The organism is Qipengyuania thermophila (genome assembly GCF_004153605.1).
Taxonomy (GTDB): domain Bacteria; phylum Pseudomonadota; class Alphaproteobacteria; order Sphingomonadales; family Sphingomonadaceae; genus Qipengyuania_B; species Qipengyuania_B thermophila.
In genome coordinates this window covers 720,068-738,492 of the sequence record NZ_SDSI01000001.1, presented here as the reverse complement: position 1 = coordinate 738,492, position 18,425 = coordinate 720,068, and the positions used below count along the sequence as shown (strand labels likewise).

18 protein-coding genes, 1 tRNA gene and 1 pseudogene are annotated in these 18,425 nt (G+C 69.9%); 12 read left to right on the top strand and 8 right to left on the bottom strand.

Features of this window, described 5'->3' with window-relative positions; genetic code table 11:
- Positions 1 to 11 precede the first annotated feature (11 nt).
- The 3 genes from petA to pepN all read right to left on the bottom strand — a co-directional run bounded on the left by petA (position 12) and on the right by pepN (position 4,223).
- Positions 12 to 602, bottom strand: a complete 591-nt coding sequence (gene petA / locus ETO60_RS03510; RefSeq protein WP_130002682.1) for a ubiquinol-cytochrome c reductase iron-sulfur subunit — start codon at positions 600 to 602, stop codon at positions 12 to 14.
- Positions 603 to 841: 239 nt separating this feature from the next.
- The gene (gene pgeF, locus ETO60_RS03505; RefSeq protein ID WP_130002680.1) at positions 842 to 1,582 is read right to left on the bottom strand and encodes a peptidoglycan editing factor PgeF; all 741 of its coding nucleotides are present in this window, start codon (positions 1,580 to 1,582) and stop codon (positions 842 to 844) included.
- The gene (gene pepN / locus ETO60_RS03500) at positions 1,569 to 4,223 is read right to left on the bottom strand and encodes an aminopeptidase N (RefSeq protein ID WP_130002678.1); all 2,655 of its coding nucleotides are present in this window, start codon (positions 4,221 to 4,223) and stop codon (positions 1,569 to 1,571) included. Before pepN ends, pgeF begins: the two co-directional genes overlap by 14 nt.
- A 55-nt stretch (positions 4,224 to 4,278) precedes the next feature.
- Between pepN and ETO60_RS03495 the strand changes: the two genes are divergently transcribed.
- A complete protein-coding gene (locus ETO60_RS03495) occupies positions 4,279 to 5,148 on the top strand; it encodes an SDR family NAD(P)-dependent oxidoreductase (RefSeq protein WP_234026297.1) in 870 nt (289 codons plus the stop codon).
- Here ETO60_RS03495 and ETO60_RS03490 read toward each other — a convergent pair.
- Together ETO60_RS03490 and ETO60_RS03485 are read right to left on the bottom strand one after the other, a co-directional pair.
- Positions 5,061 to 5,972, bottom strand: a pseudogene (locus ETO60_RS03490) (DMT family transporter); the annotation flags it as partial. The gene ETO60_RS03495 and the pseudogene ETO60_RS03490 overlap by 88 nt on opposite strands.
- A 41-nt stretch (positions 5,973 to 6,013) precedes the next feature.
- Positions 6,014 to 7,021: a threonine aldolase family protein gene (locus tag ETO60_RS03485; protein ID WP_130002676.1), complete on the bottom strand. Its 1,008-nt coding sequence runs from the start codon at positions 7,019 to 7,021 to the stop codon at positions 6,014 to 6,016.
- Between the two features lie 53 nt (positions 7,022 to 7,074).
- Between ETO60_RS03485 and ETO60_RS03480 the strand changes: the two genes are divergently transcribed.
- Positions 7,075 to 7,377: a GNAT family N-acetyltransferase gene (locus tag ETO60_RS03480; RefSeq protein ID WP_130002674.1), complete on the top strand. Its 303-nt coding sequence runs from the start codon at positions 7,075 to 7,077 to the stop codon at positions 7,375 to 7,377.
- A gap of 1 nt (position 7,378) precedes the next feature.
- Here ETO60_RS03480 and ETO60_RS03475 read toward each other — a convergent pair whose 3' ends face one another.
- Complete coding sequence (locus ETO60_RS03475) at positions 7,379 to 8,947, bottom strand: PH domain-containing protein (protein WP_130002672.1); 1,569 nt, start codon at positions 8,945 to 8,947, stop codon at positions 7,379 to 7,381.
- Positions 8,944 to 9,432, bottom strand: a complete 489-nt coding sequence (locus ETO60_RS03470) for a PH domain-containing protein (protein WP_130002670.1) — start codon at positions 9,430 to 9,432, stop codon at positions 8,944 to 8,946. Before ETO60_RS03470 ends, ETO60_RS03475 begins: the two co-directional genes overlap by 4 nt.
- Before the next feature lie 212 nt (positions 9,433 to 9,644).
- Here ETO60_RS03470 and ETO60_RS11190 point away from each other — a divergent pair, with 212 nt between their 5' ends.
- Entirely contained in the window at positions 9,645 to 9,809 is a 165-nt protein-coding gene (locus tag ETO60_RS11190) for a hypothetical protein (RefSeq protein WP_165362097.1), read from the top strand.
- A gap of 110 nt (positions 9,810 to 9,919) precedes the next feature.
- A complete protein-coding gene (locus ETO60_RS03465; protein WP_130002668.1) occupies positions 9,920 to 10,246 on the top strand; it encodes a hypothetical protein in 327 nt (108 codons plus the stop codon).
- A gap of 46 nt (positions 10,247 to 10,292) precedes the next feature.
- On the opposite strand, the gene ETO60_RS03460 is transcribed toward ETO60_RS03465, so the two are convergent.
- Positions 10,293 to 10,367, bottom strand: a tRNA-Thr gene (locus ETO60_RS03460).
- Positions 10,368 to 10,717: 350 nt separating this feature from the next.
- Here ETO60_RS03460 and gpmA point away from each other — a divergent pair.
- Genes gpmA through ETO60_RS03420 form a run of 8 tightly spaced genes read left to right on the top strand, consistent with a single transcriptional unit; the run spans position 10,718 to position 18,312 of the window.
- On the top strand, positions 10,718 to 11,407 hold the full coding sequence (gpmA, locus tag ETO60_RS03455; RefSeq protein WP_130002666.1) for a 2,3-diphosphoglycerate-dependent phosphoglycerate mutase: 690 nt from the start codon (positions 10,718 to 10,720) through the stop codon (positions 11,405 to 11,407).
- Positions 11,404 to 11,895, top strand: a complete 492-nt coding sequence (purE, locus tag ETO60_RS03450; RefSeq protein WP_130002664.1) for a 5-(carboxyamino)imidazole ribonucleotide mutase — start codon at positions 11,404 to 11,406, stop codon at positions 11,893 to 11,895. Before gpmA ends, purE begins: the two co-directional genes overlap by 4 nt.
- Positions 11,895 to 12,971, top strand: a complete 1,077-nt coding sequence (locus ETO60_RS03445) for a 5-(carboxyamino)imidazole ribonucleotide synthase (RefSeq protein ID WP_130002662.1) — start codon at positions 11,895 to 11,897, stop codon at positions 12,969 to 12,971. Before purE ends, ETO60_RS03445 begins: the two co-directional genes overlap by 1 nt.
- Positions 12,968 to 13,477 carry a dihydrofolate reductase gene (locus ETO60_RS03440; protein ID WP_130002660.1) on the top strand — a complete coding sequence of 170 codons (510 nt, stop codon included), beginning with the start codon at positions 12,968 to 12,970 and terminating at the stop codon, positions 13,475 to 13,477. The genes ETO60_RS03445 and ETO60_RS03440 overlap by 4 nt, the downstream gene beginning before the upstream one ends.
- Complete coding sequence (locus ETO60_RS03435; protein WP_130002658.1) at positions 13,477 to 14,415, top strand: bifunctional riboflavin kinase/FAD synthetase; 939 nt, start codon at positions 13,477 to 13,479, stop codon at positions 14,413 to 14,415. The genes ETO60_RS03440 and ETO60_RS03435 overlap by 1 nt, the downstream gene beginning before the upstream one ends.
- On the top strand, positions 14,412 to 17,372 hold the full coding sequence (gene ileS, locus ETO60_RS03430; protein ID WP_130002656.1) for an isoleucine--tRNA ligase: 2,961 nt from the start codon (positions 14,412 to 14,414) through the stop codon (positions 17,370 to 17,372). The genes ETO60_RS03435 and ileS overlap by 4 nt, the downstream gene beginning before the upstream one ends.
- Positions 17,369 to 17,905 (top strand): signal peptidase II, encoded by a 537-nt coding sequence (gene lspA, locus ETO60_RS03425; protein ID WP_130002654.1) that lies wholly within the window; start codon positions 17,369 to 17,371, stop codon positions 17,903 to 17,905. Before ileS ends, lspA begins: the two co-directional genes overlap by 4 nt.
- Positions 17,902 to 18,312, top strand: coding sequence for a DUF3035 domain-containing protein (locus ETO60_RS03420; RefSeq protein WP_130002652.1), 411 nt, complete (start codon positions 17,902 to 17,904; stop codon positions 18,310 to 18,312). The genes lspA and ETO60_RS03420 overlap by 4 nt, the downstream gene beginning before the upstream one ends.
- Positions 18,313 to 18,425: the final 113 nt, after the last annotated feature.

Sequence of the window (18,425 nt, the reverse complement as noted above, 5' to 3'; positions counted from 1 at the left end):
GTCTTTCTCAACTAGCCGACGACGATGGTCGTGTCCGACGTGAACTCGTAGTCCGGCACCACGAGATTGGTGGGCGCCGGACCTTTCCGGATGCGCGCGGCCGTGTCGTAGTGCGATCCGTGGCAGGGGCAGAAATAGCCGCCGTATTCGCCGCGGTTCTCGCCCTCGCCCGCGCCGAGGGGAACGCAGCCGAGATGGGTGCACACGCCCATGGTGACGAGCAGATCGAGATGGCCGGGCTTCGTCCGGTCGGCGAGCGTCGCCGGGTCGCGCAGGCTGCCCACCGGCACCGCGTTCGCCTCCTCGATTTCCTGCGGCGTCAGGCGGCGCACGAACAGGGGCTGCTTGCGGAAGATCGCCTTGATCGCCTGACCGGCCTCGATGGCGCTGACATCGACCTCGGTGGTGCTTTCCGCCAGCACGTCCGCCGAGGGCGCCATCTGGCTGATGAGCGGGTACAGGACCGCAAGGCCGCCCACGCCGGCCGCGCTGACCGCGGCGATGTTGATGAAATCGCGCCGCCGGACCCCGTCACCGTCTCCATCCGGAGTGGCGGCCCCGTCCACCCGCCGGATCGGAATGTCTGCCCCAGTGTCCGCCATATGCGCTCGCTTCATCCTGCTTCGGCTGCTGCCATGCCCCGTGGCAGGGACCGGCGACCTCGATCTTCTTCGGCTCCGCCGCCGCCTCGGCGCCCGGCGCAACGCCGCCGACCCGGACACTCGGAGCCCGGCGGGCAAGGCGTCCGGAAAACGGCGGACCGCCGGCGGTGAACCGGCCGGTACGCGCCATTAGCCGTTGGCGGACTTCTTGCCAACCGCCTTTCGTCCGGCGGTGTTGCTCAGTGCCGGGGAGCGGGAAGCGCAATCGCGCTGAGCTGCCGCCCCGTGCCGGCCGCGCCGCTCTGCCGGTCGCGGCGATAGGAGTGGAAACGCTGCGGCAGGGCGAACGTGTCGAGCGCCAGCGCCTCGGCATGACCGACACCGGCGCGGCGCAGCCGCTCGATGACGAAGGCGGGCAGATCAAACCGGAAGTGGCCGGGGCGCCCCGCAGCGAAGAAGCGCGCATCGTCGGCCGCGAAGTGCGCACGGAACGGCTCGTCGACTTCGTAGCTTTGCGCGGCGATCGCCGGACCGGCGACGGCGCGGACGTTCTCTCGGCTGGCCCCCAGCCGCACCATGGCCGCAACCGTGTTTTCCAGCACCCCGGCCACCGCCCCGCGCCAGCCGGCATGGGCTGCGCCCACCACTCCGGCCGCCGGATCCGCCAGCAGCACGGGCGCGCAGTCGGCCGTCACGATGCCCAGCACGACGCCGGTCGACCGCGTGACGAGAGCGTCGCCGCAGCGTCCCGCCACGGCGCTCCCGTCGCCGTCCACGACGAGACAGGTGGCCGAATGCACCTGCCGCAGCCGGATCAGGGGACGACCCGGCACGAGCACCGCAGCCGCGCTCCGCTCCTGCGCGGCGGCCTGCTCGACTCCGTCCTCCTCGCGCCAGGCGGGGGACCGCCCGAAGAAGCCGTGAAGCGCGGGACGAAGCGCCTCGGCCTCGATCCGCTCTGGCCCGTCAGTCGAGCGCACGGTCGACCTGCTCCGCCGTGTCGCGTGACAGGCCCGGCGTCCGGACGATCCGCTCCAGCTCGGCCCGCATCAGCGCGGCCCGTCCCGGCTCGAAGCGGCGCCACCGCCCCAGTTGCGGCACGAACCGCGCCGCGGTCTGCGGGTTGACGGGGTCGAGCCGCCGGACGAGATCGGCGATCAGACGGTACCCGCTGCCGTCGGCTGCGTGGAAGCCGGCGGCCGTCGTGGTGAAGGACATGAACAGCGCCCGCACGCGATTGGGATTGGCAAGCGAAAACGCCGGGTGCGCCGCCAGCGCCTCGACATGGTGCGTCACCTCCGGATGCAGCGACATCGCCTGGATGGCGAACCACTTGTCGATCACCAGCGGATTGTCACGGAACCGGGTGTAGAAATCCAGCAGGGCGTGCGTGCGCGTCGGATGCCGCAGTCCGGCAAGCACCATCAGCGCACCCTGACGGTCGGTCATGGTGGTGGCGGCCTGGTACTGCGCCCAAGCCAGATCCGCTCCCTCGCCGGGTCGCGCCGCCGCCGCGAAGGTGAGCAACAGCGACCTCAGCCGCCGCCCGCCCTTCGCGGGTGCATCGAACCCGTCTGCCGCGGCCGCACAGCGCGCATGGGTGCCGGCCATGGCTGTCCACAACACCGTTCCGAGATGCGCCTTCAGCGCCTCGCGCGCGTCGAAGATCCGCTGCGGGTCAGCCCGTTCCACCTGTTCGCTGAGATAGGTTTCGCCGGGCAGGGTGAGCAGCTCCGCGCGCATCAGGTCGTCGATCCGCGCGTCGGAGAGGATGGCGCCGAACAGCTGCGCGATCGCGTCGCGTCCCGCCGCCGCGCTCCGCGTGTCGAGCCGTCCTTCGACAACCCCCACCAGATGACCGACGACCAGCTCCTGCACCGCCTCGCTTCGCGCGAACGGATCGTCGTCGTGACGGGCGAGGAACAGCAGATCCTCTTGCGCAACCGCGCGCTGGACGATGACGGGCGCCGTGAAGCCGCGGTTGACCGACAGCACCGCGTCTCCCTCTGGGGGCGGCAGGGTGAACGTCGCTTCCGCCCGGTCAGTGACGAGCAGCTCTTCGGCGCCGCGCCGTCCCGATTCGCGCGAGAACACCGCCACCCTGAGCGGCACCACCATCGGCTGCTTCACCGGCTGGCCGGGAGTGGGCGGCACCGTTTGCGCGACCGTGACCGCCAGCGTCCCGCCGGTCCGCCGGCAGGAAATCGTCACCCGCGGAGTGCCGGCCTGCGCGTACCAGAGGCGGAAGCGGGAGAGGTCGGCGCCGGAGGCGTCCTCCATGGCCCGGACGAAATCCTCGCAGGTCGCCGCCTCGCCGTCGTGGCGATCGAAATACAGGTCGCAGCCGCGCCGGAACGCATCCGGTCCGATCATGGTGCGGACCATGCGGATCACCTCCGCGCCCTTGTTGTAGACGGTCGCGGTGTAGAAGTTGCTGATCTCGCGGTAGGTGTCCGGCCGGATCGGATGGGCGAGCGGGCCGGAGTCCTCGGGAAACTGCACCGAACGCAGGACGCGGACCTCCTCGATCCGCTTCACCGCGGCCGAGCCCATGTCGGCGCTGAACAACTGGTCGCGCAGCACGGTGAAGCCTTCCTTGAGGCTGAGCTGGAACCAGTCGCGGCAGGTGACGCGATTGCCGGACCAGTTGTGGAAGTACTCGTGGGCGATGACCGCCTCGATCGCGTCGAAGTCGCTGTCGGTCGCGGTCTCCGCATCGGCCAGGACATACTTCGTGTTGAAGATGTTCAGCCCCTTGTTCTCCATGGCGCCCATGTTGAAATCGCTGACGGCCACGATGTTGAACTGGTCGAGGTCGTATTCACGCCCGAACACCTCCTCGTCCCAGCGCATCGCCCGCTTGAGCGAGTCCATCGCGTGCGCGGTGCGCGCCAGATCGGGCGCGCGAACCCAGATGGCGAGGTCCACCTCACGGCCGGACATGGTGGTGAACCGGTCGCGCCGCGCCACGAGATCGCCGGCCACGACGGCGAACAGGTAAGAGGGCTTGGGCCAAGGATCGTGCCACACGGCGTAGTGGCGCCCGCCGTCGAGCGTGCCCTTCTCCACCGGATTGCCGTTGGCCAGCAGGACCGGGAACTCGCCACGGGACGCCTCCAGACGCACGGTGTAGGTCGACAGCACATCCGGACGGTCGGGAAAGAAGGTGATCCGCCGGAACCCTTCCGCCTCGCACTGGGTGCACAGCATGCCGTTGCTCGCATACAGCCCCATCAGCTGGGTGTTGGCGGAGGGATCGAGCCGCGTGTCGATCGTGACCTCGTGGGCATCGCCCACAAGCGGGATGCGCAGGTCGTCGCCCTCCATCCGCCAGTCGCGGCACGGCACCCCGTCGACGCTCACCGCCAGCGGCGTCAGGCCGTCGCCGTTCAGCAGGATGCCGGGCTCTGCGGCGGCGTCGGGGTTCCGCTCGAGGGTGAGCTGCGATCTCACCCGGGTGCCATCGAGGGACAGGTCGAAGTGCAGCTGCGTGCGCGGCACGAGCCAGCCGAACGGCCGGTAGTCCTCGCGCCGGAAGATCTGCGGCCGCGCGGGTTCCGGCGCGGCGTCCGCCAGATGCGGGTTCCCGTCGGGCTCGGACGGGTTGCGGGCAAGGTCCATGGACGTGGCTCTCCGACGTGGTGCTGGGCAGGACACGCGCTACAACGGCGCTGCCATGAGAATGTTCATTTTCGGCGCCGGCTACACCGGCAGGCGGCTGGCGGACACGCTGCGCAGTCGCGGCTGGGTCGTGGAGGCGAGCGGCGGCAACGGAACGCTTGCCTTCGACGACCGGCGCGGGGTGGAAGCCGCTCTTGCCCGGGCAAGCCACGTCCTGTCCACCGTCCCGCCTGATGGGGGAGACGATCCGGTGCTGCGCCGATTCGGGCCCCATCTGGCGCACGCGTGGCTTGGCTATCTGTCGTCCACCGGCGTGTACGGAGATCACCAGGGCGCCTGGGTCGATGAGCACACGCCGCCGGCCGGCGCGGGGAACGCGACGCGCCTGCGCTGCGAGGCGGGCTGGCGGCGGCGCGGCGCGCGGGTGTTCCGGCTGGCGGCGATCTATGGACCGGGCCGGAGCGCGCTCGACCGGGTGCGGGAGGGGCGGGCACAGCGCATCGCCCTGCCCGGACAGGTGTTCAGCCGCGTTCATGTCGACGACATCGTGGCGGCGCTGCTGGCGGCCGTGACGCGCGACGCGCCGGCAGGAGTCTTCAACATCGCGGATGACGAGCCGGCGAGTGCCGCCCGTGTGGTCGAGCACGCCTGCCGACTGCTCGGCGCCCCGCTGCCGCCCCTGCTGACTCCCGACGAGGCGAGGCTCGGCGAGGCCGCGCGCGCGTTCTACGCGGCCAGTCGCCGGGTCGCCAGCGGCAAGGCGCGCCGGCTGCTCGGCTGGACACCACGCTATCCGACGTTCCGCGAAGGATTGGCCGCCCTGCTGTCCGAAACGGAAACCGGAACCGACTTCGCCCGCAGAGCGATGCCCATCCCGAGCAGCGCGAGCAGCCCGCCGGCAACGGACAGCGCCGACCAGCGGTAACCCTCAAGCGCGGTCGAGATCAGCATGGCGATGATGATCACCAGGATGTTCTGATAGGCCGCACGGCCCGCACCGATCCGGCGGATGAGGCCGTAATACAGGGGAAAGGTGACCACCGACCCCGCCAGCGCCAGCCACGCCGTGCCGAGCCAGAACGCCGCCTCGCGCGGCAGGTCCGGCCAGCCGGCTTCCCACATCCCGGCAAGCGCGTTGAAGGCAGCGCCGTAGAGCATCGCCCAGGCCAGCAGGCTCGCCATGGCGACGTTCCGCCCCGCCGGACGCGCCTGCAGGATGTTGGCAACGCTGGCGGACAGGATCCCGCCGAGCGCCAGGCCGATGCCGAGGAGGACATTGCCGCCGGCCGGCGCGGCACGAGCCTCGTGCAGCAGGAGCAGGGCGACCCCGACGAGCGCGACCGCGCTCCCGGCGTAGAACCGCGGCGTCACCCGTTCCTTGAGCAGCAGCTGCCCCAGCACCGTGTTGCTCACGATCATCAGCGAGAACAGCACCGCCACGATGCCCGACGTGATGTGCAGCTCCGCCCGGTAGACGAACTGGAAATTGCCGCAGAACTGGAACAGGCCGAGCAGCAGCGCCAGACCATGCCCGCCCCGCCCGATCTGCAACGAGCGGCGCGTGAGGAGAGCAAGCGCGAACATCGCGGGAGCGGCGATGGCGAAGCGGTAGGCCACCGACCAGCTGGCCGGATAGCTGCCGATCTGCCCGGTGATGACGATCCACGTGCTCCCCCAGATCAGCGCCACCAGCAACAGCGGCAGCGCCACGGCCGGCCGGAGCAGCGCGTGAGGCGGCGCGGCCGGCACGCGTCCGGGCGGGGCAGCAGCCTCGGTGGCCGACGGCGCTCTCACAGCGCGGCGATCGCGCGCGCCAGCGCTTGTGCCGCGTCCATCGGCGTGTCCCAGGCGGTGACGAACCGGGCCGCGTCCGCGCCCCAGTCATAGAAGCCGAAACCCTGCCGCCTGAGGGCCGCGCGCTCGGCTTCGGTCACGTGCACGAACACTTCGTTGGCTTCGACCGGATGGAGCAGACGCCCGCCGCAGGCGCGGGCAATCTCGGCCGCGGCCGCATTGGCGGCCCTGGCGTTGGCGAGCCACAGATCCTCCTCCAGCATGGCAAGGATCTGCGCGGCGAGGAACCGCCCCTTGGACTGGAGATGCCCCGACCGCTTGCGGCGGTAGCGGACGAGGTCGGCCGCCTCGGGGGCGAACAGCACCACGGCCTCGGCGCTCATGGCACCGTTCTTGATGAACCCGAAGGCGAGCGTGTCGGCGCCGCCCACCGCCTCGGCCGGAGTGCAGCCGAGAAACGCGACCGCGTTGGCGAACCGCGCTCCGTCCACGTGAAGACCAAGCCCGCGCCGCCGCGCGCATTGCGCCAGCGCGGCGATGTCGGCCGGCCGATAGACCCGGCCGTACTCGCTCGCCTGGGTGACGCTGATCGCGTGCGGCTGGACCTGATGGACGTCCGGACGGACGGGATCGATGACGGCGTCGATCGCCGCGGGGGTGAGGAGCGCCCCCTCACCCTCCGCCAGCAGCAGCTTGGCGCCGTGAAGGAAAAATCCGGGCGCGCCGCCCTCGTCCACCTCCACATGCGCGTCCCGGTGGCACACGACCGCGCCGTGAGGCTGCACGAGCGTCGCAAGCGCCAGGCAGTTGGCCGCAGTGCCCGTGGCCGCCCACAGCACCGCGCAGGGCCGGCCGAAGACGGCGCTCATGCTTTCGTCCAGCTGCCGGCTGAGCGCGTCGCCATCATAGGGCGCATCCGGCGCGTCGGCCTCGCGCAGCGCGGACCAGACGGCCGGATGGACCCGGGCCGCGTTGTCGGACAGGAAGGAGCGGCTGGCAGTCATGGGGAACGCCCCTAGCCGCCGGGCGCTTGGGTGCAAGAAGGAGTTCGCCCGCCATGGCCCACGACATCACCATCACCTGCCGCGAAAATGCCGACGGCGGCGCCTACATCGCCCATGCCGGCGGCAGCACGGAGACGGGCGAGTTGACCTGGCGGCCGCGCGGACCGGCGGTGCGGATCGCCACCCACACCGGCGTCCCGCCGGCCCTGCGCGGCCAGGGCATTGCGGCGCGGCTGGTCGAGGCGCTGGTCGCGGACGCCGAGGCGCAGGGCTTCACCATCGTGCCGGCGTGCTCCTATGTGGAGGCACAATTCCGGCGTCATCCGGAATGGAGCCATCTGCGCGCCTCGGCCTGACTCACACGAGCGCGCTGAAATCCCGCTTGCGCATGCTGTCCAGCAGCGCGTGGCGCAGCCGGCGCGCCTGCGGCAGAGGCAGAGCGGGAATCATCAGCCGGCCGCCGGCAATGCCCAGATGCACATCGACGAGGCCCAGCGCCCCCAGCAGCGGGCCGCGGCGCAGTGTCACCGATTGGATCCTTTCACGGTCTGCCACCTGCAGCCGGGGGGACAGCCAGCCGCCCCGCTTTCGAAGATGGGTTGCGTCAAGGGACCACTCCTGCCGGCGCGCCTCGAGCCAGACCCAGGCGGTCCGCAGCACCGCCAGCGCGATCAGGGCAGGGATCCACGGACCCGCAGGGACGGTCGCCGCCACGGGCGCAATCGACAGCACTGCCGAAGCGCCCAGCACCAGCACGGCCCACCGTCCGGCCGTGGCCAGCGCCTGAAGCGGCGGATGAAGAGGCGACACCCTGGTCCACATGGTGCCGGCATCCGGGAGCGGAAAACCGGCCGCCGCGGCCACGAGGCCGACCTCGGCCCAGCGGCCGAGCGGCACGACGACATGATCGCCCGCGCCCGCGTCGCCGGCAAGGCTGACGAACTTGGCTCCGTACCAGCCCAGCCGCGCGCGGACGATCCCGGTGGTGACGAGCACCGCCTGCACCCGGTGCACAGGCATCACCACGTCGGTGACGTGCAGGAGCCCGCGCCGGCGGCGGAAGCCCTGGCGGCTGCGCGTCAGGGTAAATCCCCACTCCGTCAGCACCGTGCGCACCATGCCGGTCGCAATCCCGATCAGCAGCAGAACGCCCGCGCCGAGCAGGGCGCCCAGCGTCTGTGCACCCGCTCCGGCTGCCGCGAGCCGGGATCCGGGTCCGGCCAGGAAGGCCTCCCATGTGTCCGGCGCATACGGGTCAAAGGGCAGCAGGAAGTCGAATTGCTGAACCGCACCGGCCAGCAGAGCGACCACGACGAGCGAGAACCGGAACAGCCCCAGCGCGAAGAGGCGGCGGGTGGACAGGGCGAAGAGCACGCTTTCCTCGTCATCCGGGCACGCGTCGCCGCCCTTGGCCCCGGACGGCGAGCCGGCGATCCGGTGATCATCGCGGCGACGGCGCACCGCATCGCGCAGCGCTTCTCCCTCCGCAAGCGGAAGGTAGGTGAGCGACAGGTCCTCCCCCTTTCCCGCGCCTGTTTCGAACTTCACCGCCGCGAGGCCGAACATGCGGGCAAGGAGAGGCTGCTCAAGGCTAACATCCTGCACCCGGTCGAAAGGCAGCGACCGCGCGGACCGCGCCAGAAGCCCGGTTTCCAGCCGAATGTAGTCGGTGCCGATGGCGAACTGCGTGCGATGCCAGCGCAGCCATGCGGCCAGCGCCAGCAGCAGCGCCAGCAGCACGATCCCGCTGCCCACGACACTCGGCGGAAGACGATCGCCCCGGGTCGAGAAGAGCAGCGCGAGAATCGGCACCGCCATGTTCGGCAGCGCCGACACCATCGTCACCAGCAGGGAGCGCGGATCGGTCCTGCGCAGGGGCGGCGCCCGGTGACGCGATCCCGCCGGTGGAACGGTGACGGATGTCATGCGCTGCGGCGCGGAATGCGGGCGCGGATCGACTCCCGCATCGCAAGGGCCTGCTCGTGGGCGAGGCCGGGAAGCACGACAGAGGTGTTGTGCGTGCCTGCCGTGTACAGCGTCAGCGTTCCCAGCCCGCGCGCCCGCTCCAGCGGGCCGCGGGTGACGTCGATGTGCTGGACACGCGTGAACGGCACGACATGATCGCTGTGGAAGACGAAGCCGCGGGCGACGCGCAGATGGTCACCCTCCTGCGCGTAGCCCCAGCGCCGGTATTGCCGCCCCGGCACCACGGCCACCAGCACCGCACTGATCAGAAGCGCCGGCAGCGTCAGCAGGCCGGCCGGCAGGCCCGCGGCCGCTTCCCCAGCAAACGCCGCCGCAAGGAGGAGCAGCGCCCACCGTCCCATGGCGACGCGCAGCAGCGACACGAATCGGGGATCGAGGGGCGACAGAGGTGTGTCCGCAGGATGCGCGGGCGCGTCGGAGTGCATGCGGCCTTGTCCGGCAATCGCCGAACAGGCGCAAGGGTCCTCCGCAGCAAGCCCGGACCGTCAGTTTTGCGAACGAGTATCAAAGTCAGTAGCGTTTCTTTTCTTGTCACTGATAACTACTCGCAAAGTAGAATCCGATGTCGTCAAGGAACTTTTCTTGCAACTCGATCATTCAGGAGGTAACGGACAGACGAGATCAGCAGGAGGTTGTCATGGAGTGTGGACACTGTCGCTTCTACCAGACGCGGGAAAGCGAATGCCGCCGGTACGCACCGTCGCCGGCGGAAGGAGACAAGAAGGCACACTGGCCGACTGTCGCCCATGACGACTGGTGCGGGGAATTCGTGCCACGCGAGGAACAGCGCCAGGTCGCCTGAGTCCCCGTCGCGATGACGAGCGGCGCAGCCGGTGCAAGCCGGCTCTGCCGCTTCGCACTTGCATTTTGATCTGTTGCGTCTCATTCTCATTAGCGGCGAATGAGGTGACAATGATCGAAGTGATGCGCCGGCTCCGGGCCGGCACTTCCGAATGCCGCTCCTGCCCCCGCGACCAGGTCGACATCTGGAGAGCGAGGCGGGTGCTCGACCTGCTCGACTCGCGCGGGCGGCGCAGTTTCCGTCTCGCCCGTCCGGGAAGCGAAGATCTCACGCCGCAGGAAGGAACCCTTCGTGCCGTGATCGACGCCCTTGCCGATCAGGACGAGGCGCGCGCCTTCCTCCATGCGCAGTGGCTGCTTCCGGTCGCGGACGCCCGGCGCCTCGTTCGCTGGCTCAAGGCGGACCGGCCTGGCGCGCGCCGTTCGCGCGCCGCGTAACGAGACGCGGCCCGGCTCCTGCCCGGAGGCGCATGGCTGATCTGAATGGTGCTGCTGGGGAGGATTGAACTCCCGACCTCACCCTTACCAAGGGTGCGCTCTACCACTGAGCTACAGCAGCCCGGACGCCGATTCTCGCTTGGGGCGCCGCAAGGCGCGGCCTATTGAGCCGGCATCGCAGCTTGTCAAGCACCGCTTGGCCGGCAGGCGCCGTGACGCTAGGTTGTCGAAGCATGACCCGACCCACTCCGCAAGGCAGCGCGTCCCTGTCAACCCGCGAGGAGCGCCTTGCTGCGCGCCTGCGGGACAACCTTCGTCGCCGCAAGGCTCAGGCACGCGCCCTCAACGCCGCTCCGACGCCCGCGCCTGGTGGCGAGCCTCTTCCCAAAGACGGCGAAGGCAGCTAGGCCGCAGCCCTCCCGCGCAGCCGGTTGCAGCACGCTCCCGCTGCCGTTCATTGATGGAGCGCGCGTGCCCTCGCTGATCCTTGTCCGCCACGGCCAGAGCCAGTGGAACCTCGAGAACCGCTTCACCGGCTGGTGGGACGTCGACCTCACCGCCCGGGGCGTCGAGGAAGCCACGGCTGCCGGCGCCCTGCTCGCCGCGCATGAACTGCGCCCCGACGTGGCCTTCACCTCGCTGCAGAAGCGCGCCATCAAGACCCTCCACCTGGCGCTCGAGGCCTGTGACCGGCTGTGGGTGCCCGAGCACAAGCACTGGCGTCTCAACGAGCGGCACTACGGCGCGCTCACCGGGCTCGACAAGCAGGAGACGCGCGAGCGGCATGGCGAGGAGCAGGTCCATGTCTGGCGCCGCAGCTTCGACGTCCCGCCTCCGCCGGCACAGGCCGGCGGGCCCTATGACCTGGCGAAGGATCCGCGTTACGCCGGCATCAGCATACCGGCGACCGAGAGCCTCGCGCTGACGATCGCGCGCGTCCTGCCCTACTGGAACGAGGCGATCCGCCCCTGCCTCGCCGGCGGACAGACGGTGCTGGTCGCGGCGCACGGCAATTCGCTGCGGGCGCTGGTGAAGCACCTGTCGGGCATCTCGGACGAGGAGATCACCCAGCTGGAAATTCCGACCGGGCAGCCGATCGTGTACCCCTTCGGGGCCGACATGCGTCCGGGCGAACGCTTCTACCTCAAGGACCGCGGATGACGCCCGCCGCACCGCCGGTCGCGATCTGCATGGGCAGCCAGTCGGACTGGTCGACCATGCGCTGCGCGGCTGACGTGCTGGAAGCCCTGGGCATCGGCCATGACGCCCGCATCGTCTCGGCCCATCGCACTCCCGAGCGGCTGTTCGCCTTCGGGCGGAGCGCCGCCGAGGCGGGGTTCCGGGTCATCATCGCCGGAGCCGGCGGCGCCGCGCACCTGCCCGGCATGCTCGCGGCCCTGACGCCGCTGCCGGTGCTGGGCGTGCCGGTGCGCTCGCAGTCGCTGTCGGGACAGGACAGCCTCCTGTCGATCGTCCAGATGCCCGCCGGCGTTCCGGTCGGCACCCTTGCCATCGGCGAGGCGGGCGCGACCAATGCCGGCTTGCTCGCCGCCGCCATTCTCGCGCTCAACGACGCGCCGCTCGCCGCGCGCTTGGTCGAATGGCGCCGCACACGCAGCGAAGCCGTGGCCGAGCGGCCGCAGGGGTGATGCTGGCGCCGGGCGCGACGATCGGCATTCTCGGTGGCGGACAGCTGGGCCGGATGCTGAGTCTGGCGGCGGCGCAGCTTGGCTACCGCGTGCTGATCTATTCACCGGAAACCCCTTCGGTCGCGGCGGAGGTCAGCGCCGGCTGGTGCAACGACGACTGGCACGACATGGCGGCGCTGACCCGCTTCGGCGACCGCTGCGATGTCGTGACCTGGGAGTGGGAGAACGTGCCCACCGCCCCCCTGACCGCTCTCGCCCCGAAGCTCGCCGCGCCCGTGCGCGCGCTGGAGGTGGCGCAGGACCGGCTGCAGGAGAAGCGCTTCGTCGCCGGCCTTGGGGGCACGCCGGCGCCTTTCGTCCCGGTGGATACGCCCGCAGATCTCGACGCCGCGCTGGAACAGCTGGGCACGCCAGCCATCCTCAAGACCCGGCGCGACGGGTATGATGGCAAGGGCCAGTGGCGCATCGGCAGCCGCGCCGAGGCTGCGGCGCTGGACCTGCCGCAGGTCCCGCTGATCTGCGAGAAGCAGGTCGAGTTCGAGGCCGAGTTTTCCGTGCTCCTCGTGCGGAGCCGGACGGGCGACCACCGGTTCTGGGACAGCCCGCACAACGTGCACCGGGACGGGATGCTCGCGACCTCGACCCTTCCGGCGCCGGCCTGCGTGACGGCGCAGACAGGGGCGGCCCGCGCACTTGCCGCGCAGGTGGCTGACGCTCTGGACTATGTCGGCGTGCTGACGCTCGAGTTCTTCGCCACACTAGAGGGGCCGGTGTTCAACGAGATGGCGCCGCGGGTGCACAATTCCGGGCACTGGACCATCGAAGGCGCCGCAACGAGCCAGTTCGATGCGCACATCCGGGCGATCTGCGGCCTGCCTGCGGGCGACACGCGGACGGTTGCCGACCGGATCGCGCTGCACAACATCATCGGCCCTCGCCTGCACGAGGCGCATGACTGGCTGTCGCAGCCGGACACCCATCTCCACCTCTACGGCAAGAAGGACGCCTTGCCGGGGCGCAAGATGGGCCATGTGACCCGGCTCTGGCGCGGCGGCACGGGAGGACACCGGACGTGACGCAGGAGATCGTGTGTCTCTATGCCCGCGCCCGCAACGGCGTCATCGGCCGCGACGGCACGCTGCCCTGGCACCTGCCGGACGACCTGCGGCGGTTCAAGCGCCTGACCATGGGCACGCCGATGGTCATGGGGCGGCGGACCTTCGACAGTCTGCCCGGCCTCCTCCCGAACCGGCGCCACATCGTCCTCACCCGGCAGGCAGGCTGGCGCGCGAAGGGCTGCGAGGTCGCGGATAGCGTGGACGAAGCGCTCGCCCTTGCGGGCGACGGCGTGGTGTCGGTGATCGGCGGCGCCGAGATCTTCGCCCTGCTGCTGCCGCGCAGCCAGCGGGTCGAACTCACCGCCGTGCACGCCGATTACGCCGGCGACACGGTGATGCCGCCGCTGGGGCCGGAGTGGGTGGAACGCGTGCGCGAGGATCATCCGGCCACCGCCACGCAGCCGGCGTTCTCCTTCCTCACCTACACGCGCGAGCGTCGGCGCCACGGCCGGGTGGCGGTCTGATGCGCTGGCTCGACCATCGCGAGCGTCTGCCCGACCCTTTGCGGGGCGCGATCATCGCGCTGGGCAATTTCGACGGCTTTCACCGGGGACATCAGGCGGTTGCGGCCGAGGCGATCGGGTGGGCGCGCCGCGAAGGCCGCCCGGTCATCGTCGCCACCTTCGACCCCCATCCGGTGCGGTTCTTCAAGCCGGATGTGCCCCCGTTCCGCCTGACGACGCTGGAGCAGCGTCACGAACTGTATCTCGCCGCCGGCGCAACCGCGATGCTGGTGTTCCATTTCGACGCCGCGCTGGCGGCGACCACGGCGGAGGCGTTCGTCACCGAGCTGCTGCTCGGCCGGCTGGGCGCACACGGCGTCGTCACCGGAACCGACTTCACCTTCGGAAAGGGGGCGCGCGGCAACGTCGCGCTGCTGCGTGCTGCGGGCGAGCCGCTCGGCCTCACCGTGCGCACGGTGGAGGCCGTGCTTGATGGGGACATGCCGGTCTCCTCCAGCCGCATCCGCGCTGCGCTGCGGGCGGGCGACCCGGGAGAGGCTGCGCGCCTGCTCACCCGTCCGTTCGCCGTCCGCGGCGTCGTCGAGCACGGCGACAAGCGCGGACGCAGCATCGGCTACCCGACGGCCAACCTGTCGATGGAGAACTACCTGCGACCCGCCTACGGCGTGTATGCGGTGACCGGCCGGGTGCTCGCCACGGGAGAGATCCTGCAGGGGGCGGCCAATCTGGGCATCCGGCCGCAGTTCGCGCCGCCCAAGGAGCTGCTGGAGCCCTACTTCTTCGACTTCGCCGGAAACCTGTACGGGCAGGAGATCGAGGTTGCCTTCCACCACTTCCTGCGCGGCGAGGCGCGCTTCGCCAGTCTGGACGCGCTGACGGCCCAGATGGAACGCGATTGCGCGCAGGCACGAAGCCTCTTATCCGCCGGCACGCGATGACCGATCCGGCCAGACCCTCTCCCTCCGACGGCGCCGCCCGCGACTGGCGCGACACCGTGTTCCTGCCGCGCACCGACTTCCCGATGAAGGCCGGGCTGCCGCAGAAGGAGCCGCTGATCCTCGCCCGCTGGCAGGAGGAACGGCTCTACGAGGCGCTGCGCGAGGCGCGCCGGGGGCGCGAGAAGTTCATCCTCCACGACGGCCCGCCCTACGCCAATGGCGACATGCATATCGGCCACGCGCTGAACCATGTGTTGAAGGACATGGTGGTGCGCACGCAATCCCTGCTGGGCAAGGATGCGCCATACGTGCCCGGCTGGGACTGCCACGGCCTGCCGATCGAGTGGAAGGTGGAGGAGCAGTACCGCAAGCAGAAGCGCGACAAGGATGCGGTCCCGCCCGCGGAGTTCCGCGCCGAATGCCGCGCCTATGCCGCGCACTGGGTCGATGTGCAGCGCGAACAGCTCAAGCGCCTCGGCCTGCTGGGCGACTGGGACAACCCGTATCTGACCATGGACGCGGAGGCGGAGGCGACCATTGTCGCCGAACTGCTGAAGTTCGCGGAGAGCGGGCAGCTGTACCGCGGGGCCAAGCCGGTGATGTGGTCGCCGGTGGAACGCACCGCGCTGGCCGAGGCTGAGGTCGAGTACGAGGACATCGTCTCCACCCAGGTGGACGTGGCGTTCGAGATCGAGGAGTCGCCGATCCCGGAACTGGTCGGTGCGCATGCGGTGATCTGGACCACGACGCCTTGGACCATTCCGGTTAATCAGGCGATCGCTTACGGGCCGACCACTAACTACCGAATTGTTGAATGGGAGGGTAAGAAGCTTCTTATTGCAGAATCGCTGTTAACTGCGGCATGGCTTCGCTTACGTGGCCGGAAAAGAACAACGACATTTTCTGATCAGTCCGGTCCGTATTCTGAGATCGTGGAATTCAATGACGCGGAACCTCTGCCTCTTGGCCGGCGGATATTAGGCTCCGACCTCGCCGGCACCTTGGTCCGCCACCCGATGCACCATCTTGGCGGGTTCTTCGCCACCCCGCGCCCGCTGCTCCCCGGCGACTTCGTCACCACCGACAGCGGCACCGGCCTCGTTCACATGGCGCCCGACCATGGCGAGGACGATTTCGAGCTGTGCAAGGCGCATGGGATCAATCCCGTGTTCGCGGTCGAGGCGGACGGACGCTACCGCGACGACTGGGCATGGCTCGGCGGGCAGGGCAGCGTCATCAACGCGAAGTTCAACGCGCCGGACGGGCCGATCTGCTCGGACCTGCGCGAGGCGGGTGCGCTGCTGGCGGCATCCGAATACCGCCACTCATACCCGCACAGCTGGCGCTCCAAGGCGAAGGTCATCTACCGCTGCACACCGCAATGGTTCGTGCCGATGGACAAGGTGCTGACGCACGTCTCCCCCAAGACCCGGCAGGAGAAGCGCTGGGAGGGCGAGGGCGGCGCCCTCGACCCGGCTGACGAGGGCCGGTGCGCCAGCCCCACCCTGCGCGAGCTTGCCCTCGCCGCCATTGCGGACACCCGCTTCGTGCCGGAAAAGGGCCGCAACCGGATCCGTTCGATGGTGGAAGGGCGGCCCGACTGGGTGCTGTCGCGCCAGCGCGCCTGGGGCGTTCCCATCACCCTCTTCATCGACCGGCGCACGGGCGACTATCTGGTCGACCCTGAGGTCAACGCCCGCATCGTCGCCGCCATCCGCGAGCACGGCGTCGACGGCTGGGACGAGAACCGCAAGGCCGCGCTGCTGGGCCCGGCCCACGCGCCCGACGACTTCGAGATGGTGACGGACATCCTCGATGTCTGGTTCGATTCGGGCTGTACTCACGCCTTTGTCCTGGAATCGGGCCGCTGGCCGGACCTCTCCTGGCCCGCGGACCTGTATCTCGAAGGCAGTGACCAGCATCGCGGCTGGTTCCAGTCCTCGCTGCTGCAATCCTGTGGTACGCGGGGCCGCGCGCCTTACAATCAGGTGCTGACCCACGGGTTCACCATGGCCGCCGACGGGCGCAAGATGAGCAAGAGCCTGGGCAACACCGTCGACCCGCTGAAGGTGATGGAAACCTACGGCGCGGACATTATCCGCCTGTGGGCGCTGTCGGTCGACTTCACCGAGGATCACCGTATCGGCGACGAGATCCTCAAAGGCGTCGGCGACCAGTACCGCAAGCTCCGGAACACCTTCCGCTACCTGCTCGGCGCGCTGTACGGCTTCACCGAGGCCGAGCGGCTCGCGGTCGGCGACATGCCCGAGCTTGAACGCTACGTCCTCGCCCGTCTCGCGCAGGTGGACGCGGGTCTGCGCACGGCCATCCGGGAATTCGACTTCAGCACCTATGTCCGTGTGCTGAGCGAATTCTGCAACGACGACCTGTCGGCGTTCTACTTCGACGTGCGCAAGGATGTGCTCTATTGCGATGCTCCGGACGCGGTCCGCCGGCGCGCGTGCCGCACCGTCATGGACATCCTGTTCCACGCGCTGATCCGCATGGCCGCTCCGGTTCTGGTGTTCACCGCCGAGGAGGCTTGGCGGAGCCGCTTTCCGGCCGGTGGCAGTGTCCATTTGCTCGAACTGCACGATCTTCCGGCCGCATGGCTCGACGGTGTGCTGCTCGACCGCTTCGCGCGGCTGCTTGCGCTGAGGGGGCGCGTCATGGAGGCTGTCGAACCGCTCCGGCGGAACAAGACGATCCGGTCCGGGCTTGAGGCGCAGGTCACCGTTGCCGCAGCCGATGTTCCGCCCGGCTTTTCCGATGCGCTGCTGGCGGAACTGTTCATCACGGCGTCAGTCACGAGGGATGATAGCGCAGGCGTGCGCGTGACACGGACAGGAGATCACAAATGCGGCCGCTGCTGGCGGCTGCTGCCGGAGGTGAGCGGCGACGGCGCGCTGTGCCCGCGCTGCGAGGAGGCCGTGCTGCGGCTGGAAGCGGCGGCATGAGAACGGTCCTCACCCGCAACCGGATCATCGGCCTGTCCATTGCGCTCGGCATCTTTGTCGTCGACCAGCTCGTGAAATGGTACGTGTCCGGCCCCCTCGCGCTGCAGGAGCGCGGAGTCATCGACGTGCTGCCGTTCTTCGACCTGCGCTGGGTCGAGAACCACGGCGTGTCGCTCGGCATGCTGCAGGCGACGAGCGACACGATGCGCTGGGTGCTGGTGGTCGTCACCTTCCTCATCGCCGTCGGTGTCACCATCTGGATGATGCGCGAACACGTCATGGGCGAGATCCTCGGCCTGGCGCTCATCCTCGGCGGCGCGCTCGGCAACATCCGCGACCGCTTTCTCTTCGGCTACGTCATCGACTATGCCGACTTTCACATCGGCGAGTGGCGTCCCTTCCTCGTCTTCAACATTGCCGATGCCGCGATCTCCGTCGGTGTCGTCATCATCCTGCTGCGCGCGTTCTTCGTGCGAGACGCTCGCACCCCCTCACCCGCCGGACCGGCCGGCCCAGACAGGACCACGACATGACCCGTTCCCCGACCCTTGTTGCCCTTCTCGCAGGCTGCACCCTGCTCGGCGCGTGCGGCTCGACCGGCGTGCTGGGACGCGAACGCCCCGACGAATTCGCCGTGCAGCGGCAGGCGCCGCTCGTCGTGCCGCCCGACTTCAACCTCGTGCCCCCCGCCCCCGGTGCTCCGCGCCCGGCCACAGACAGCCCGGCGCAGCAGACGCTGGAGGCGCTGTTCGGCGGTCCGGCGCAGCGCAGCGCGGTGGAGAGCGGCGTGATCGGGCGCGCCGGACGGGCGGAGCCGGGCATCCGCTCGTCCGTGGGCGCACCGGCGACGAACGTGGTCGACAAGGCGGTGCTGACCCGCGACCTCATCGCGGCTCCGGAAGGGGCAGGCGCGTCGGCGCAGGCGGTGATCCCGGGCTGACCGGGGGCACGCGCCCACGCGCAACCACGCACCTGATCTGCTGACCGTGGAGCGGCGCAGAAGGCCGGGGGCACGCGCCCACGCGGAACCACGCACCGGGTGGGTTGTCCCGA

Coding starts and splice junctions, on each gene's coding strand:
- ETO60_RS03420 (WP_130002652.1), top strand. CDS start 17,902: ATGACCCGTTCCCCGACCCTTGTTGCCCTTCTCGCAGGCTGCACCCTG.
- ileS (WP_130002656.1), top strand. CDS start 14,412: ATGACCGATCCGGCCAGACCCTCTCCCTCCGACGGCGCCGCCCGCGAC.
- ETO60_RS03495 (WP_234026297.1), top strand. CDS start 4,279: ATGAGAATGTTCATTTTCGGCGCCGGCTACACCGGCAGGCGGCTGGCG.
- ETO60_RS03475 (WP_130002672.1), bottom strand. CDS start 8,947: ATGACATCCGTCACCGTTCCACCGGCGGGATCGCGTCACCGGGCGCCG.
- petA (WP_130002682.1), bottom strand. CDS start 602: ATGGCGGACACTGGGGCAGACATTCCGATCCGGCGGGTGGACGGGGCC.
- purE (WP_130002664.1), top strand. CDS start 11,404: ATGACGCCCGCCGCACCGCCGGTCGCGATCTGCATGGGCAGCCAGTCG.
- ETO60_RS11190 (WP_165362097.1), top strand. CDS start 9,645: ATGGAGTGTGGACACTGTCGCTTCTACCAGACGCGGGAAAGCGAATGC.
- ETO60_RS03465 (WP_130002668.1), top strand. CDS start 9,920: ATGATCGAAGTGATGCGCCGGCTCCGGGCCGGCACTTCCGAATGCCGC.
- lspA (WP_130002654.1), top strand. CDS start 17,369: ATGAGAACGGTCCTCACCCGCAACCGGATCATCGGCCTGTCCATTGCG.
- ETO60_RS03485 (WP_130002676.1), bottom strand. CDS start 7,021: ATGACTGCCAGCCGCTCCTTCCTGTCCGACAACGCGGCCCGGGTCCAT.
- pepN (WP_130002678.1), bottom strand. CDS start 4,223: ATGGACCTTGCCCGCAACCCGTCCGAGCCCGACGGGAACCCGCATCTG.
- ETO60_RS03470 (WP_130002670.1), bottom strand. CDS start 9,432: ATGCACTCCGACGCGCCCGCGCATCCTGCGGACACACCTCTGTCGCCC.
- ETO60_RS03435 (WP_130002658.1), top strand. CDS start 13,477: ATGCGCTGGCTCGACCATCGCGAGCGTCTGCCCGACCCTTTGCGGGGC.
- ETO60_RS03480 (WP_130002674.1), top strand. CDS start 7,075: ATGGCCCACGACATCACCATCACCTGCCGCGAAAATGCCGACGGCGGC.
- ETO60_RS03445 (WP_130002662.1), top strand. CDS start 11,895: ATGCTGGCGCCGGGCGCGACGATCGGCATTCTCGGTGGCGGACAGCTG.